The sequence below is a fragment of the Bradyrhizobium sp. FW305-F6 genome (genome assembly GCF_058782905.1).
In genome coordinates, this window is the sequence record NZ_JBYSYD010000001.1 from 2,306,481 (window position 1) to 2,321,484 (window position 15,004).

The following is a 15,004-nucleotide window of genomic DNA, read 5'->3' on the forward strand; positions in this document are numbered from 1 at the left end:
CGTGACGAACACGCAGAAGTGGTCGCGGCCGGCGTGGCGATCGGGGATAATTCATAGTTCGTCAAAGGTTTGCAACGAATTCTCCCGATCGAGCCGGACAACGGCCGATGCTGCTAGGCTATCGAATGCGGACTAGAACGACCAATTACGTCGCCCGGCTGTTCGCCGGCGATCTGTCTACCTTTGGCGGTCCAGCAACCGACGAAGCCATGGCGGGCCATATCCGCGCCGAGCAGATGTCGCTGGTGCTGGGCTATTCGGTCGGCATCATGCTCGGCAACGCCTGCAACGCCATCGTGCTCGCGATCGCGCTGTGGCAGTCGCCGGACAGAACCCTAGCGCTGATCTGGGCCGTTACCGTCGCCGCCGCCGCGATCGGATTCGGCCTGCAATCGCGCTCTTCGCGCCGCATCATCAAGCCGCAATTCGTCTCGCGTCGTACCATGCACCGCCTGGTGCGGAACGCCTTCATCCTCGGCGTGGCCTGGGGCATCGTCCCGGTCGCTTTCTTCGCCGATGCTTCGACCGGCGGGCAGCTCGTCATCACCTGCCTGTGCTCGGGCATGCTGGCCGGCGGCGCACTGGCCTTCGCCACCATCCCGATCGCGGCCATCGCCTTCACGGCGCCGATCTTCGTCGGCATTGCGATCTGCCTCGGCAGGAACGGCGACATGGCCTTCGTGCTGATCGCCTTTCTCGTCGTAGTGTATGGCAGCGTGCTGCTGCGCGGCGTCTTCGTCAACTCGTTCGCCTTCGCGCGGCGCGTGATGCGGCAGATCGAGGCCGAGCGCACGGTGCGGCTCGATCCCCTCACCCATTTGCCCAACCGCGTCGCCTTCAACGAGACGCTCGATGCAGCCTTGAAACGACAGTTGCTCTCCGGCGAGGAGTTCGCGGTGCTGCTGCTCGATCTCGACCGCTTCAAGGATGTCAACGACCAGTTCGGCCATCCCGCCGGCGACGAATTCCTGATCCAGGTTGCAAGCCGGCTGCAACGCTGCACGCGCGCCGGCGAGCACGTCGCCCGCATCGGCGGCGACGAGTTCGCGCTGGTGATGGCGAATCTGGCGCGGCCGGAGGATGCGCTCGATATCGCCGAGCGCTTCGTCGCGGCGTTCGCCGAGCCATTCCCCATCGAAGGCCGCCGGGTCGTGGGCGCGACCAGCGTCGGCATCGTGCTGGCGCCGCGCGACGGCAACACGCCGCTCGACCTCATGAAGAATGCCGATGCCGCGCTCTACCGCGCCAAGAAGGCGGGAACCGGCACGATCCGCTTCTTCGAGGAAGCCGACGACAGGGTGTCACGCGACCGCAAGGCGCTGCAAGCGGACCTCGCTGGTGCGATCGCGCGAAACGAGCTGTTCCTGGTGTTCCAGCCGTTCCTCGATCTCGGCACCAACGAGGTCACGGGCCTGGAGGCACTGCTGCGCTGGCAGCATCCGACGCGCGGACTGGTGCCGCCGAGCGAGTTCATCCCGATCGCGGAAGAGACCGGGCTGATCCAGGAGATCGGCGAATGGGTGATCCGCCGCGCCTGCGCCACGCTTGCCGAGTGGCCGGAAGAGGTCAGGGTCGCCGTGAACTTCTCGGCAGCGCAATTTCACAACGCGGGCATTCTCCAGACCATCGTGCAGGCGCTCGCCGATGCCAAGGTGTCTCCGAGCCGGTTCGAGATCGAGATCACCGAATCGATGCTGCTGTCGAAGTACGGTTCGGCCGCCTCGATCCTGAAAGCGTTGCTGCAGCTCGGCGTTACCGTGGCACTCGACGATTTCGGCACGGGGTTCTCGTCGCTGACCTACCTGCGCAAGCTGCCGTTCAGCCGCATCAAGATCGACCAGTCCTTCATCCGCGACATGTTGGCTCAGCCGGATTGCGCCGCGATCGTGAAGTCGGTGGTCTCGCTTGCACGCGATCTGCGGATCGGCGTGGTCGCGGAGGGTGTCGAGACCACCGGTCAGCTGGAATATCTGCGGCAGATCGGTTGTGACGAGGTGCAGGGCTATCTGATCAGCCGGCCGGTGGCCGCGGATGCGGTGATGGCGCTGCTGGAGACGAGGAAGCCGCGCGCGACTTACGCGGCGTAGGAACTCAGACGGAGCCTAGGTGCCAGCCACGAGGACGGTGGGCCCCCTCGCCCGCTTGCGGGAGAGGTTGTTTCCACGGCGGGATTCCTCCAGAGGAGAGAACCCTCACCCGCGCCTTCGGCGCGACTTCGCCCGCAAGCGGGAGAGGTGGAGTCCGCGGCGCGGTCTGTTGCTCCCTAACAGGCCACAGAACTCGGCTAAACCGCATCCGCCCTTAGCAGCGTATCCACCGTGATCGTGCCCCGCGCGCGGGAGACGCAGGCGCAGATCTTGTGGTTGCTCTGCTTCTCGTGGTCGCTGAAGAAGACGTCGCGATGGTCGATCTGGCCGTCGACCGCGACCACGTCGATGGCACAAAGGCCGCATTCGCCGCGTTTGCAGTCGAACAACACTTCGTGGCCGGTGGCGTTGAGCACGTCCAGCATCGAGCGCTCGCGGGGGATCTCGAGTTCGACATCGGAGTCCCTCAATCGCACGCGAAAAGTCTCGGTCGGCAAGGTGCCGCTGGAGCCGAAGGTCTCGTAGCGGAGATCGGGGAGCGGATGGCCGGCCTCGATCCAGGCATGGCGCGCGGCGTCGAGCATGCGCATGGGGCCGCAGAACAGGGCCAGCGTTCCCTGCGGCAGTGAAGCGAACAAGCCGTCGAGATCGAGCCGCCTGCCCTCGTCGCCCGCGTGGACGACGAGGCGGTCGCCGAGCGTTGCGGCGAGCTCATCGAGATAGGCGGCCTCGCCGCGCGAACGCACCGCATAGTGCAGGACAACGTCCGCCCCGCGCCGCGCCAGCGCCTGCGCGGCGCCGAGGATCGGCGTGATGCCGATGCCGCCGGCAATCAGGCAGTATTTTTCGCGCGACCAGTCGACGGCGAGCAGCGATGCGGGCTGGGTGATGTCGAGCCGCGCGCCCGGCTGCAAGGACCACATGTAGCGCGAGCCGCCGCGGGAATCGTCGGCGCGGCGCACCGCGATCTTGAAGCCGTCCGGCGAGGCTTCGCCGACCAGCGAATAGGAGCGCGTCTCCGGCTGGCCGCCGATGTTGACGCTGACATTGATGTGGCTGCCGACCGGATAGCCCGTGACGTCGAACCGGTCGGGCTTGATCAGGAATTCGCGGATGCCGGGCGCAAGGTCGCGGATCGACACGAGGGTCGACGGAATCCAGGTCTCGATGAAGCGCATGGTGATTGCCTCAATCGGTTGCGGTCTTGATCAGCGCGAGCGCCGGCAACAGGTCGAGATGGGTCCGGTTGCGCAGCGCGAGCCGCAGGTTTCGCACCGCGAGCCGGGCATGCTCGCGCATGATGGCTTCTGCACGCGCGCCTTCGCGGTTCTCGATGGCGTCGATCACGACGCGATGGTGCTCCTGGGCGATGATCAGGATCTGCTGCGCCTCGGGCAATGCCGATTGCGCCATCACGAAGCCGCTCGGGGATGCAAACGGCAGCGCCGAGGCGCGGTCGATCTGGCGAATCAGCGGCGGGCTGCGCGACAGTTCCGTGAGCTGGGCGTGGAAACGCGCGTTCAGCGCGACATAGGACGAGAAGGCATCGACCGAGATCGGCACCTGCGCCAGCAGCTCGTCGATCGCGGCCAGGCACTCCTTCAGCGGCTCGAGCTCGCGCGCGGAGACGCCGCGCTCCGCGGCAAAGCGCGCCGCCAAGCCTTCCAGCGTGCCGCGCAGCTCGATCGAATCGGAGATGTCGCGCTCGGAAAACGCCTTCACCATGAAGCCGCCGGAGGGGATCGCCTCCAACAGGCCCTCCTCCTCCAGCCGCACCAGCGCCATGCGGACCGGCGTGCGCGAGGCGCCTGTCGTCTCCACCGCCTGCAGCTCGGAGATGCGCTCGCCGGGACGCAGGGCGCCCGACAGGATCTGGTCGCGCAGCGCGAGCTGCGCCTTCACGGTCTGCGAGACGGAGCGGTCGATCTCACGGTCGGCCATGGTCTACTCCGCAGCCTGAAGGTGCTGTGGCGCGTTTTCCTTCGCCACCATCCGGTCGATCAGCTTGCGCGACCACATCGCGCCGGCGTCGATGTTGAGGTTGTAGAAGATACGATCCGGGTTCTCGTCCATCGCGCGCTGCTGGGCTTCGAGGATCAGCTCGTCCTCGCGGAAGATGCCGGAGACGCCCTCGCGGATTTCGGTGGTGAGGCGCTGCTCGCCAAGCCGATAGTTGCGGACGAAGGCCCAGAAATAGTGACAGGTCTTCTCGGTCTCCGGCGTGATGGTATTGAGCACGAAGCCGTTGACGCCTTGCGAGCGGTCGCCTTCCGGCGCACCGGTGCCTGATGGAGCGACGCCGACGTCGATGGCAATGGTGCACGGCGCCTCGAAACGGATGATCTGCCAGCGATCGACGAGGCCGGGCTTGCCGAGCTGCTTGGCCCAGAACGGCGGCGGCTCGATGCCTCGCATCCAGCGCGTCACCGTCACCGTCCTCTCGCCATGGGTCACGTCGAACGGCGCCTCCGCGACGGCGTCATTGCCGATGGAGGAGCCGTGCACGAAGGTCTCGTGCGTGAGGTCCATGAGATTGTCGAGCACGAGACGGTAGTCGCAGTTGACGTGGATGGTCTTGCCGTCACCGGCCCAGGCCGGATCGTGATTCCAGTGCAGGTCTGGCACCAGCGCGGGATCGGCGAGCGCGGGATCGCCCATCCAGAGCCAGACGTAACGGTGACGCTCGACCACGGGATAGGCGCGGACGCAGGCCGAGGGGTTGATGGTCTCCTGCGACGGCATGAAGGTGCAGCGGCCCTGCGCATTGTACTTGAGGCCGTGATAGCCGCAGACGACGGTATCGCCTTCGAGCCGGCCCTTGGACAGCGGCACCAGGCGATGCCAGCAGGCATCCTCCAGCGCGGCCACCGTGCCGTCCGCCTTGCGATACATCACGACATGCTTGCCGCAGATCGTCCGCGGCAGCAGCGCCGGCTTGACGTCCGCGTCCCACGCGGCGGCGTACCAGGCGTTCATGGGGAAGGGCTTTGTCATTGGTCTCGCTCCCACGGCTTATGTATGCGTTATGTATACAATAATTGAGGCATGGAAACGTTCAAGAGCAAAATTAGCGTAACATAATACCTAATTCTGACTTCATGTATACAAAAAGACGCCTCTGTCGCCCGCGAAGGCGGACGATCCGGTACTCCGAAGCGGAAATTGTCTGAACGCATGATCGCCGCGGAGTACTGGATTCCCCGCCTTCGCGGGGAATGACAGCGGTGACTGCGGCCCGAGCGGAGGATGGGGCTAACATCCAGGGGACGGCAGGAGAGGCTTGCGCCCTGCAGCTAGGCCGCGAACACCTTCGCCAGCCCCGCCTGCGCTTCTTCCTGAATCTTCTTCAGATGCTCGGGGCTGCGGAAGCTTTCGGCGTAGATCTTGTAGACGTCTTCGGTGCCGGACGGCCTTGCGGCGAACCAGCCGAAATCGGTCTCGACCTTGATGCCGCCGAAGGGCTGGCCGTTGCCGGGGGCCTTGCTCAGCGTTGCGCGAACCGGATCGCCGGCGAGCTCCTTGAGGCCGAGCTGCTCGGGTGTGACCGACTTCAGGATGTTCTTCTGCGGCCCGGTCGCGGCGACGTCGATGCGCGCGTAATGGGGCATGCCGAACTCGGCGGTGAGTTCGCCGAAGAGCTGGCTGGGATCGCGGCCGGTCTTGGCCATGATCTCGGCCGCGAGCAGGCCGAGGATGATCCCGTCCTTGTCGGTGGTCCACACCGTGCCGTCGCGGCGCAGGAACGAGGCCCCTGCACTCTCCTCGCCGCCGAAGCCGAAGCCGCCGGTGAGGAGCCCGTCGACGAACCATTTGAAGCCGACCGGCGTCTCGACCAGCTTGCGGCCGAGCTTTTTGGCGACGCGGTCGATGATCGAGCTCGACACCACGGTCTTGCCGATTGCGGCGTCCTTGTTCCAGTTTGGGCGGTGCGCGAACAGATAGGAGATCGCGGTCGCCAGATAATGGTTCGGGTTCATCAGGCCGCCGGTGCGCGTCACGATGCCGTGGCGATCGGCATCGGTATCGTTGGCAAAGGCGACGTCGAAACGGTCGCGCATCGCGATCAGGCTCGCCATGGCATAGGGCGAGGAGCAGTCCATCCGGATCTTGCCGTCCCAGTCCACCGTCATGAAGCGGAATGTGGGGTCGATCGCCTCGTTCACCACTGTCGCCTTCAGGCCGTAGCGCTCGATGATCGGATGCCAGTAATGCACGGCGGCGCCGCCAAGCGGATCGATGCCGATGTTGACGCCGGCGGATCTGACGAGATCGAGATCGACGACGTTGCCGAGGTCGGCGACGTACGGCGTGACGAAGTCGTAAGGGTGCACGTTCGCGCCCTTGCGCGCCCTGGCATAGTCGATCCGCTTCACGTCCTCGAGGCCAGCCGCGAGATAGGCATTGGCGCGCTTCTCGACGATCCCGGTGACGTCGGTATCGGCCGGGCCGCCATGCGGCGGATTGTATTTGTAGCCGCCGTCCTCGGGGGGATTGTGCGAGGGCGTGATGACGACGCCATCGGCGAGGCCAGAGGTGCGGCCCTTGTTGTAGGTGAGGATGGCGTGGGAGATGACGGGCGTCGGCGTGTAGCCGCCGTCCTTGTCGATCATGACCTCGACACCGTTGGCGGCGAACACCTCGATGGCGCTGACCAGTGCCGGCTCGGCCAGGGCGTGGGTGTCGATGCCGATGAAGAGCGGGCCGGTCAGGCCCTTTTCCTGTCTGTAGTCGCAGATCGCCTGCGTGGTTGCGAGGATGTGGCCTTCGTTGAAGGTATTCTTGAACGAGGTGCCGCGATGGCCCGACGTGCCGAAGGCCACGCGCTGCGCCGGATCCGATGCATCGGGCTTGCCGGCGAAATAGGCCGTGACCAGCCGCGGAATGTTGGTGAGCGCGTCCGGCGCAGCCTGCTTGCCCGCCGCGGGATGAACATCAGCCACTGGAATATCCTCGTTCTGTCGCAACAGAGATAGCAGAGCACCATAGCATCGGCTCGGCCCCCGCCAAGGGCACAACACGCGCGAGGGGGAAGGCGTTCCTGGGATCATGCAAAGGTCGGGGGATCGGGGCTTCCGGACTTGAAGGCCTTTCACAGGTCTGGTCGTTCTGATGACCTGGCTTGCTATGGATGCGCGGACGGACGGACGAGCGGAAGCCAGCTTCGGAAGCTTCTTCTGCGCGGGTGGCGCCCGTCACCGGCTCACACCCATCGAGGTCTTGGACTGGCCCGCCTGAAATCAGGACGAACCGACCTCGATGCGGAACGACAATTGCTCTTCCGCGCCGGCAGCGATGTGCATCAGGCCCGGCTTGTCGGTGAACTCGCCCTGGAAGCCGGCGGGACTGGCATGGCCGCGCCAGGGCTCGATGCAGAGGAACGGTGCGCCCGACGGTTTCGACCAGACGCCGAGTTCGCGAAAGCCGCGCCATGACATCTTCAGCCACGGCCCGGTCGACGCGCCCTGCCCCCGGGCGTATCGGACCGAATGGCTGTCGATGCGGTCGAAGATGATGGCGTCATCGACGAACAGGGATTCGGTCAAGGCAAGCGCGTCGCCTTCGACCGGACTCGGTTCTGCCGCCGGCCGCAGCAGCCCGGCATCGAGACGACGGACCGGAGACGGCTCCGCGCGCTCGAAAGTCAGCGCATAGTCCTGCTTTGCCGCGCCCGGCTGCAGCGGCCAGATGAAGGCGGGATGGCCGCCGATCGAGGCCGGCAATGTCTCCTTGCCGGTGTTGGCGATCGTGAACGTCAGGTCGAGACCTGATTCGTCGAGCGCATAGGCGGCCGTGAGGCGAAACGGGAACGGATAGAGCTCGCGTGTCGTCTCATTGTCATCGAGCACCAGGGTGCAGCGGCTCTCGCCGCGTTCTGCCCACGCAAAGCGGCTGTCGCGCGCAAAGCCGTGCTGGGTCATCCGATAGGTCTTGCCCCGGTGCCGCAATTCGTCATTGGCAAGGCGACCGACGATCGGAAACAGCAGCGGTGCGTGTCGCGGCCATTGCGGTCCCGCCTGCCAAAGGAATTCGACGCCGCCGTCCTTCAACGAGCACAGCTCGGCGCCGTGCGCCTTGACGGTTGCCGTGAGGGAGCCGCTGCGGAGAGCGTGGGTATCGTCGGTCATGGCCGACCTCTACACCGCAGGCCCGCACACAGCAAGGCGAGGCGGGCCATGCAGGCGGCGCCACGGAGCCATGCCGGGCTGCGTCATATTTCCGTACCTTACGATTGCTCACTTGCCGTTCCTACACCGAGCTCCCGCGAATCCGGCAGGGACTCCCAACAGCCATCGTGGTAGCGAATTGAAGATCTTCATCAACGGCCGCTTTCTGTCGCAAAAGCTCACGGGCGTTCAGCGTTATGCCGCTGAAATGGTCAAGGCGATCGACGTGTTGCTGGCCTCGGAGCAGACCCCGGCCTCGCTGCGCCATGCAGATTGGCAGTTGCTGACGCCCTCGGATGCAAGCGAGAGACTCGAGCTCGATCGGATCAAGATTCGCGCGGTCGGCCGGTTGCATGGGCACGCGTGGGATCAGGTCGAGCTCGCGCGCGCCGCTGCCGGTGGCCGCTTGATCAGCCTGGCAAACTCCGGTCCGATCTTCCATCGCGACCACATCGTCGTCATTCACGACGCCCAAGTCTTTCGCAGGCCCGATTTCTTCAACTGGCGCTATCTGGCCGTTCATCGCACGATGGGACGGCTGCTCGCCCGACACGCCAGCATCGCGACGGTATCGGCATTTTCCCGCAGCGAGCTTGCCGAAGTGCTGAATCTGGCGGCATCGAGCATTGCGGTCTTCCCCAACAGCGCCGAACACTTTGCCGCCACCAAACCCGATCACGGCATACTTGCCCGGCTTGGCGTTCGGCCGCGGAAGTTTTTCCTGTTCGTTGGCTCCAGAACCAAGAACAAGAATCTGTCCGTCGCAATCCGCGCCACCCAGCTGCTCGACCGGCCCGACGTTCCACTGGTGATCGTCGGAGGCGATAACAGCAAGGTGTTTCAGGACAATTCGGGCGAAGCATCTGCCGGCCTGGTGCTTACCGGCCGCCTGACCGACAGCGAGATCGCAGCATTGTACGCGCATGCCTCGGCATTCGTGTTTCCCTCGCTCTACGAAGGATTCGGCGTGCCGCCGCTGGAGGCCATGCTGTTCGGCTGTCCCGTCATTGCCTCGACAGCTGACGCCGTCGTGGAGACCTGTGGCGACGCGGCTGCGTATTTTCGCGCCAGCGATGCCGACGCTTTGAAGCAGCTCATGCTCGAAAGACTGGCAATCGGCCCGATCTCGGACCAGGAGCGCATGCGGCAGCAAGACCGCGTAGCATTTTATTCGTGGACGAAATCAGCGCAGGCACTGCTCGATCGTCTTGCAGCGCCAGTGAATATCGCCAGCGCTGCTTGAAATTCGGCGCAGTTCGCCTATCGCGCGCAACGGTTTTTGCACAAACACTTTGCAACTGGCGGCTCCGCGGCTGGTTCCGTTGGAGCGCTTCTTCTTGAGATCATCGCAAGCACGCACAGCTTGGCGCAACATCACCATATCGCTGCCCCAATGTCGCTATGTATTGGAGGAACTGTGGTTCGCACTAGCGAACACAGAACGAGGCTACACGATGTCCGGCTCTCCAACGCGCCTGCGAGGCAAACGATGAAAGTGCTGCACATCGCCGAGACGATCCGCGGCGGAATCGCCAGTTACCTGAATGAGCTGCATCCACAGCAACAGGCAAGCTTCGGCGCCGACAATTTGCACTATGTCGTGCCTTCGGATCATCGCCGCGATCTCGGCGCGGTCGATGACAATCAGATTACGACATTCGAGCGGTCCGGCCGCAGCGTCTCCGGGTTATTCCAGATGCTGCGCGCAAGCATGCAAGCCCTCGACGCCTTCCGGCCGGACGTGGTGCATCTGCATTCCTCCTTTGCGGGACTGGTGCTCCGTCCTGCACTGGCGGCCCGCTCGGGCGGCCCGCACGTGGTCTACTGCCCACACGGCTGGGCATTTTCACGCGAGACCGGTCGCCTCAGCCATCTAGTGACGAAGGCTGCGGAGAATCTTCTCGCGCGGACGTCGGACCGGATCATCTGCATTTCGGGTGACGAGTATAACGAAGCGATCCGCGCGGGGATTCGTGCCGATCGCCTCACCATCGTCCACAATGGCATCTCGAAGAGCCGCAACCCTCAGCCCGTCGCGGCGGAGTGGACGTCCAAAAAGGTCAAGGTCCTGTTCATCGGACGCCTGGACCGGCAGAAGGGCTTTGACCTGCTGATCGAAGCGGCCCGCTCGCTCGAGGACGTGTTGGACGTCCGCATGATCGGGGCCTCGGTCGTCAACAAGTACGAAGGCCCGACGGTCCCTTCCAACGTGGCGCTGCTGGGCTGGCTCGACCGCCCGGCCATCGAGACCCAGCTCGAGGCCGCAGACCTCGTCGTGATTCCGTCACGCTGGGAGGCTTTTGGCCTCGTTGCCCTGGAAGCCATGCGCGCAGCCAAGCCCATCCTGGCGTTCCGGAGCGGCGCGTTGCCCGAGATCGTCGTCGATGGCGTAACGGGCGTACTTTGCGAGCCCGTCGAGGTCCAGCCGCTCGTCGACGGCTTCCGGCGCGCTCTCGATCTCGATCTGAGAGTGCTCGGACAGCGCGGCTACGACCGCTTCAAGCAGCTGTATGACGTTCAGAAGACGCATGGACAATTGCAGCAGGTCTATGCCGATCTTCTCCATGACGACCGGACGCCGGTCGAGGCGAAGGCGGGATTGCAATCGGATCTCTCCAAGAACTTCTGATGGCTCCGCCCCACCCCCGCTCCTCGATTCGCGACGCCGTCCGCATCGCGAGCCTCATCGCATACTTTCTCCTGCCGGCCTCGGTCTGCGCACAACAGGCGCAACCGCTCGAAGCCCGATTCCTGCTCGGGGTCGGCACCCATCAGGGGTTGGGCGGCCCGGTGAGCGCGCGCGGCTACGTGCCTGCGGAGAACGTCGGCCAGATCAAGCAACTCGGCTTCAATGCCTTTCGCGACGATTTTCCCTGGTCGGATTTCGAGACGGGTGAGCGCCGAATGGGTTTCACGCCCCGGCTCGGCAGGCTCGAAGCGCAGGTCAAGTCGGGCGTGGCGCGCCCGCTCCTGATCCTCGCCTTCGGCCACCATCTGGTGCCGAATTCCTCCCCGCCGACCAGCGACGAAGCGCGACAGCGGTTCGCCGACTATGCGGCGGCGGCGGCGCAGTCCGTCGTGGCGCAGCATCCGCTGTTCGAACTCTGGAACGAGTGGAATCTGGCTGCGAAGAAAGATGCCGCCTTCTCGCCCGAGAACTATCTGGCGCTGGCGCAAGCCGTCCGACCGGTGGTCAAGCGGGTAGCGCCGAATGCGCCGTTCCTGGTGGGCGCGCTCGGCGACGATCCGGGCTGGACATGGACAGAGAAGATGCTGCGGACCGGCATCCTGCAATATGCCGACGGCGCCTCGATCCATCTCTACAATTTCTGCATGGGCCCGAGCAAACGCACCTCGGCCGAGATCATCGAACGGCTGACCGCGTTCCATCGCCTCGTGAGCCGGGCGAGCGGAAACCCTGACTTCCCGATCTATGTCACCGAGACGGGGTGGACCACGGCCACCACCAACAAATGCGGCGTCAGCGAGCAGGCCCAGGCCGACAATACCGCGCAGCTGATCCTGTGGGCATCGACGGCGACGCGCTGGCTCAAGGGAATGTGGCTCTACGAGCTCAAGGACAGCGGCAAGGATCCATCGGACCTGGAGCACAATTTCGGCCTCTATCGCTTCGACAATTCGCCGAAGCCCGTCGCTTGCGCAGCCCGCGGCGCCTGGGCCTTCATTCGCTCCAGCCTGAGCGCCGAGCGGCACGAGCTCGCCAGCGGCGTCGTGTCGATCAATGCATCGACGGCGGCAGGCGGCAGAGTTGCGGTCTGGTCCGAGGCTCCGGAGCGACGCTACGAAGTCCGGCTCAAAGGCGACGCGCAAGGCGCAACCTTTGCAATGCCGTGCGATTCGGCCGCGAAGCCCGCGTCCGGAGCCTGGATCCCGGTGTCGAGCACACCGGTTCTTATTGCTGCCAATGACGGTGCCATTCCCACCCTGGAGATACGTCCCGCGCGCTAGGCGCGATTTTGCAAGCCATGAGGTTACGCGATGAAAGTTCTTTTGACGTCCACGCTTTATCCGACGCCTCTGGCACCCAAGATCGTTGGGGGTGCAGAGGTCTTCGCAAGACGCTTCGCCGAAGGCCTGGTGCAACGTGGAGACGAGGTCGAGGTGGTCAGGGCCGCATCGTCCCCTGAGCAAGGGCGCGAAACCTGCAACGGTATCGACGTCCATTCCGCGCCGGTACGGAACATCTACCGGCCCTTCACGGAGCAGAAGAACGCCGCCTTGCGCAGCATCTGGCACGCCGTCGACGACTGGCAGATGCAGGCGCCCATGATCGCGGAGCGGATCCGAGCCTTCAAGCCGGACGTCCTGCACTCCAACAATCTGTCGGGCCTGACCACCGCGATCTGGCGCGTCGCCGCCCAGCTCGGCGTCCCGGTGCTGCATACGCTTCACGACTATTATCTGACCTGTCCACGCTGCTCCCGCTTCGACAAGGGACGGTCTTGCGAGCACACCTGCACGAGCTGCGGAATCCTGACCTTTCACCGCAAGCGGGCCACCCATTGGCTCAGCGCCGTGGTCGGCGTGAGCGAGCGCGTGCTATCGATTCACACCGACATGGGCCTATTCGCGGAGACACCGATCCGTACCGTGATCCGCAACGCCTCGACCGAACCGCCGCGTGAACCCTATCCCCGTCCGGTCTGCACCACGGAGGTGACGTTCGGATTCATCGGCCGCCTCACCGAGGAAAAGGGCATCGACAATCTGATGCGGGCACTTGCCATGCTGCCCCGGGATCGCATCCGGATGCTGATCGCCGGTCGCGTCAGCGACGAGGAACAACGGCGCCTCAGGGCGCTCGCGCCGGATGCGCGTATCGAGTTCATGGGATTCGTGGTGCCGGACGATTTCTACAAGCAGGTCGACGTGGTGATTGCCCCGTCGATCTGGCACGACCCTGGTCCGCTCGTCGTCGCAGACGCCAAGGCGGCCGGCAGGCCGCTGCTGGGAACGCGCTTTGGCGGCATGCCCGAGGTCATCGAGCATGGCGTGACCGGCTGGCTGACCGACGCCGATCCACGATCGCTGGCCGACAGCATGCTCGCAGTCGCGTCGGATCCCGACAAGATCGACGAGATCAGCCGGCGCCTGATCGCCGATACCAACAAATGGATCTTTGCCGACGTGCTGTCATCCTACAAGAATCTGTATGAGCAGTTGCGCGAGCAGCGAATGTCCCGCGTGCGTGCAGCAACGACCGAAGCGCCCCGGACCGTCGGCAAGGAGCGCCTCATTCCGAGATGACACGCCTCTTCGCGATGGCGGGCTACGTCTATCAGAGCGCCGCGGCGATCGTCCTGATCTTCGCGATCAGCCATCTGCTGCCCGCCGCCGCCTACACCAATTTTTCGCTGGCACTGGCCTCGAGCCAGCTGCTCTGCGTTCTTATGTTCGAATGGTTGCAGCTCGCCGGACTGCGCTTTCTGGCGGCGGCCGGGGAGAACGAGGCAGCTCGGCTGAGGTGGTCGCTGTTTGCCGCAGGCCTGTCCAGTGCGGGCGCGCTCGTCGCGGTCGGCGGCTGCGCAGCTCTGGCCAGTCCGCTTCCCGCCGGGATCATCATCCTGGGCCTCGGCATCGCGGTGCTTCAAGGCCTGACCGATCTGTACTTCCTGTCGGTCCGCCTGTCCGACCGGCTGGGCGTCGCCTCCTCCCTTCTCGCGCTGCGTGCCACCGCGCTTCTGACCGGCGCCACGGCGGGGGGAGCGGTCTCGGCAACGGCCGAAGCTGCGCTGCTCGGGATTGCGGCCGGACACATGCTGGGGCTCGCCGCCGGCCTCGTTGCTTACCGCACGCCGCTGCAACGCGCTTCCTTGCAGACGATGCTCGCCGACTGGAAGACTTTCGCCCGCTACGGCATGCTCGCTGCGGGCGCATCCGTCATCCATCTGTCGGTGCCGGTGCTGCTCCGGATCATCATCATCGGCCGGCTGGGCGCGACCGGAGCAGGTGCCGGATTCTCGATCGCGCTCGACTTGCTGCAACGGCCGTTCTGGGTCCTCAATGCGGCGATCCACACCGTGAGCTATCCCGATGTGGTCAAGGATTTCGAACACGGCACCGTCATGAAGTCGGTTCAATCGGCCCGACGTATGTTCGAGTTCATGATCTGCACGACCCTCGTGCTGCTCGGCGGACTGGTCGGCTTCATTCCGGACGCAGCACGCCTTCTGGTGCCGCGCGAGAGCCTTGATGGCTTCCTGGCGACTGCGCCGTCGGTGGCCGTCTTCTACTTCCTGCATACGCATCTCCAGGCGACCGTCGCGGTCGTACCGCACCTGGAGAAGCTCGCCACCAGGCTCGTGGCCGTCGCGGCCGGCCAGCTCGCGATCGTCTCGGCCGTCGCGCTTGCCGCGGCGTGGGCCGGCCTGTCACCGCGACAGGCGGTCGGCTGCGCCTCGCTCGCCACGCTGGCGACGATCCTGGCCGCACTCGGTCCAACCCTGCGATTCCAGGCATTCCCGCGCTGGGCCCTGGTCATGCAGGCGCTGGCGGCCGCAATCGTGATCGGATCACTCGGCGCGACGCCGACCGAACCGGCGGTATGGCTCGCCGGCAAGATCGTGATTGCCGCGATCGCAACCGCGATCATAGGTTGGCGCGGAGACTTCCTGATGCTGGCCCGCCGCGGCTAGCTAGCTCGCCGCCCCGCCCTACACGGTCGCGCCGACTTGCCGATTCGGTTCCTGTGCGGAACTGGGAGCCTCTTTCGTGAAAATTCTCCTACAACCC

At 65.0% G+C, this 15,004-nt stretch carries 11 protein-coding genes; 6 read left to right on the forward strand and 5 right to left on the reverse strand.

Annotated elements, in window-relative coordinates:
* Nucleotides 1-125: 125 nt before the first annotated feature.
* Nucleotides 126-2,087, forward strand: a complete 1,962-nt coding sequence (locus AC3WLX_RS11095) for a putative bifunctional diguanylate cyclase/phosphodiesterase (RefSeq protein ID WP_492335862.1) — start codon at nt 126-128, stop codon at nt 2,085-2,087.
* 197 nt (nt 2,088-2,284) lie between these two features.
* Here the strand turns inward: AC3WLX_RS11095 and AC3WLX_RS11100 are convergent, their stop codons facing one another.
* From AC3WLX_RS11100 to AC3WLX_RS11120, 5 genes are all read right to left on the reverse strand, one after another.
* Complete coding sequence (locus tag AC3WLX_RS11100) at nt 2,285-3,265, reverse strand: PDR/VanB family oxidoreductase (protein ID WP_492335863.1); 981 nt, start codon at nt 3,263-3,265, stop codon at nt 2,285-2,287.
* Between the two features lie 10 nt (nt 3,266-3,275).
* The gene (locus AC3WLX_RS11105) at nt 3,276-4,028 is read right to left on the reverse strand and encodes a GntR family transcriptional regulator (protein WP_492335864.1); all 753 of its coding nucleotides are present in this window, start codon (nt 4,026-4,028) and stop codon (nt 3,276-3,278) included.
* A gap of 3 nt (nt 4,029-4,031) precedes the next feature.
* Nucleotides 4,032-5,081: an aromatic ring-hydroxylating dioxygenase subunit alpha gene (locus AC3WLX_RS11110; RefSeq protein ID WP_492335865.1), complete on the reverse strand. Its 1,050-nt coding sequence runs from the start codon at nt 5,079-5,081 to the stop codon at nt 4,032-4,034.
* 299 nt (nt 5,082-5,380) lie between these two features.
* Nucleotides 5,381-7,027, reverse strand: coding sequence for a phosphoglucomutase (alpha-D-glucose-1,6-bisphosphate-dependent) (pgm, locus tag AC3WLX_RS11115; protein ID WP_492335866.1), 1,647 nt, complete (start codon nt 7,025-7,027; stop codon nt 5,381-5,383).
* 297 nt (nt 7,028-7,324) lie between these two features.
* Nucleotides 7,325-8,212, reverse strand: coding sequence for an aldose 1-epimerase family protein (locus AC3WLX_RS11120; RefSeq protein WP_492335867.1), 888 nt, complete (start codon nt 8,210-8,212; stop codon nt 7,325-7,327).
* A gap of 178 nt (nt 8,213-8,390) precedes the next feature.
* On the opposite strand from AC3WLX_RS11120, the gene AC3WLX_RS11125 reads away from it, so the two are divergent.
* The 5 genes from AC3WLX_RS11125 (at nt 8,391) to AC3WLX_RS11145 (ending at nt 14,907) form a co-directional block, all read left to right on the forward strand.
* Nucleotides 8,391-9,494, forward strand: a complete 1,104-nt coding sequence (locus AC3WLX_RS11125; protein WP_492335868.1) for a glycosyltransferase family 4 protein — start codon at nt 8,391-8,393, stop codon at nt 9,492-9,494.
* Nucleotides 9,495-9,614: 120 nt separating this feature from the next.
* Entirely contained in the window at nt 9,615-10,880 is a 1,266-nt protein-coding gene (locus AC3WLX_RS11130) for a glycosyltransferase (RefSeq protein ID WP_492335869.1), read from the forward strand.
* On the forward strand, nt 10,880-12,220 hold the full coding sequence (locus AC3WLX_RS11135) for a hypothetical protein (protein WP_492335870.1): 1,341 nt from the start codon (nt 10,880-10,882) through the stop codon (nt 12,218-12,220). The genes AC3WLX_RS11130 and AC3WLX_RS11135 overlap by 1 nt, the downstream gene beginning before the upstream one ends.
* A gap of 30 nt (nt 12,221-12,250) precedes the next feature.
* Complete coding sequence (locus AC3WLX_RS11140) at nt 12,251-13,519, forward strand: glycosyltransferase family 4 protein (RefSeq protein ID WP_492335871.1); 1,269 nt, start codon at nt 12,251-12,253, stop codon at nt 13,517-13,519.
* A complete protein-coding gene (locus AC3WLX_RS11145; RefSeq protein ID WP_492335872.1) occupies nt 13,516-14,907 on the forward strand; it encodes a hypothetical protein in 1,392 nt (463 codons plus the stop codon). Before AC3WLX_RS11140 ends, AC3WLX_RS11145 begins: the two co-directional genes overlap by 4 nt.
* Nucleotides 14,908-15,004: the final 97 nt, after the last annotated feature.

Bases quoted from the DNA above. Each gene is read 5' to 3' on its own strand.
- AC3WLX_RS11095 (WP_492335862.1), top strand. From the start codon at position 126: ATGCGGACTAGAACGACCAATTACGTCGCCCGGCTGTTCGCCGGCGAT.
- AC3WLX_RS11100 (WP_492335863.1), bottom strand. From the start codon at position 3,265: ATGCGCTTCATCGAGACCTGGATTCCGTCGACCCTCGTGTCGATCCGC.
- AC3WLX_RS11105 (WP_492335864.1), bottom strand. From the start codon at position 4,028: ATGGCCGACCGTGAGATCGACCGCTCCGTCTCGCAGACCGTGAAGGCG.
- AC3WLX_RS11110 (WP_492335865.1), bottom strand. From the start codon at position 5,081: ATGACAAAGCCCTTCCCCATGAACGCCTGGTACGCCGCCGCGTGGGAC.
- AC3WLX_RS11120 (WP_492335867.1), bottom strand. From the start codon at position 8,212: ATGACCGACGATACCCACGCTCTCCGCAGCGGCTCCCTCACGGCAACC.
- AC3WLX_RS11135 (WP_492335870.1), top strand. From the start codon at position 10,880: ATGGCTCCGCCCCACCCCCGCTCCTCGATTCGCGACGCCGTCCGCATC.
- AC3WLX_RS11140 (WP_492335871.1), top strand. From the start codon at position 12,251: ATGAAAGTTCTTTTGACGTCCACGCTTTATCCGACGCCTCTGGCACCC.
- AC3WLX_RS11145 (WP_492335872.1), top strand. From the start codon at position 13,516: ATGACACGCCTCTTCGCGATGGCGGGCTACGTCTATCAGAGCGCCGCG.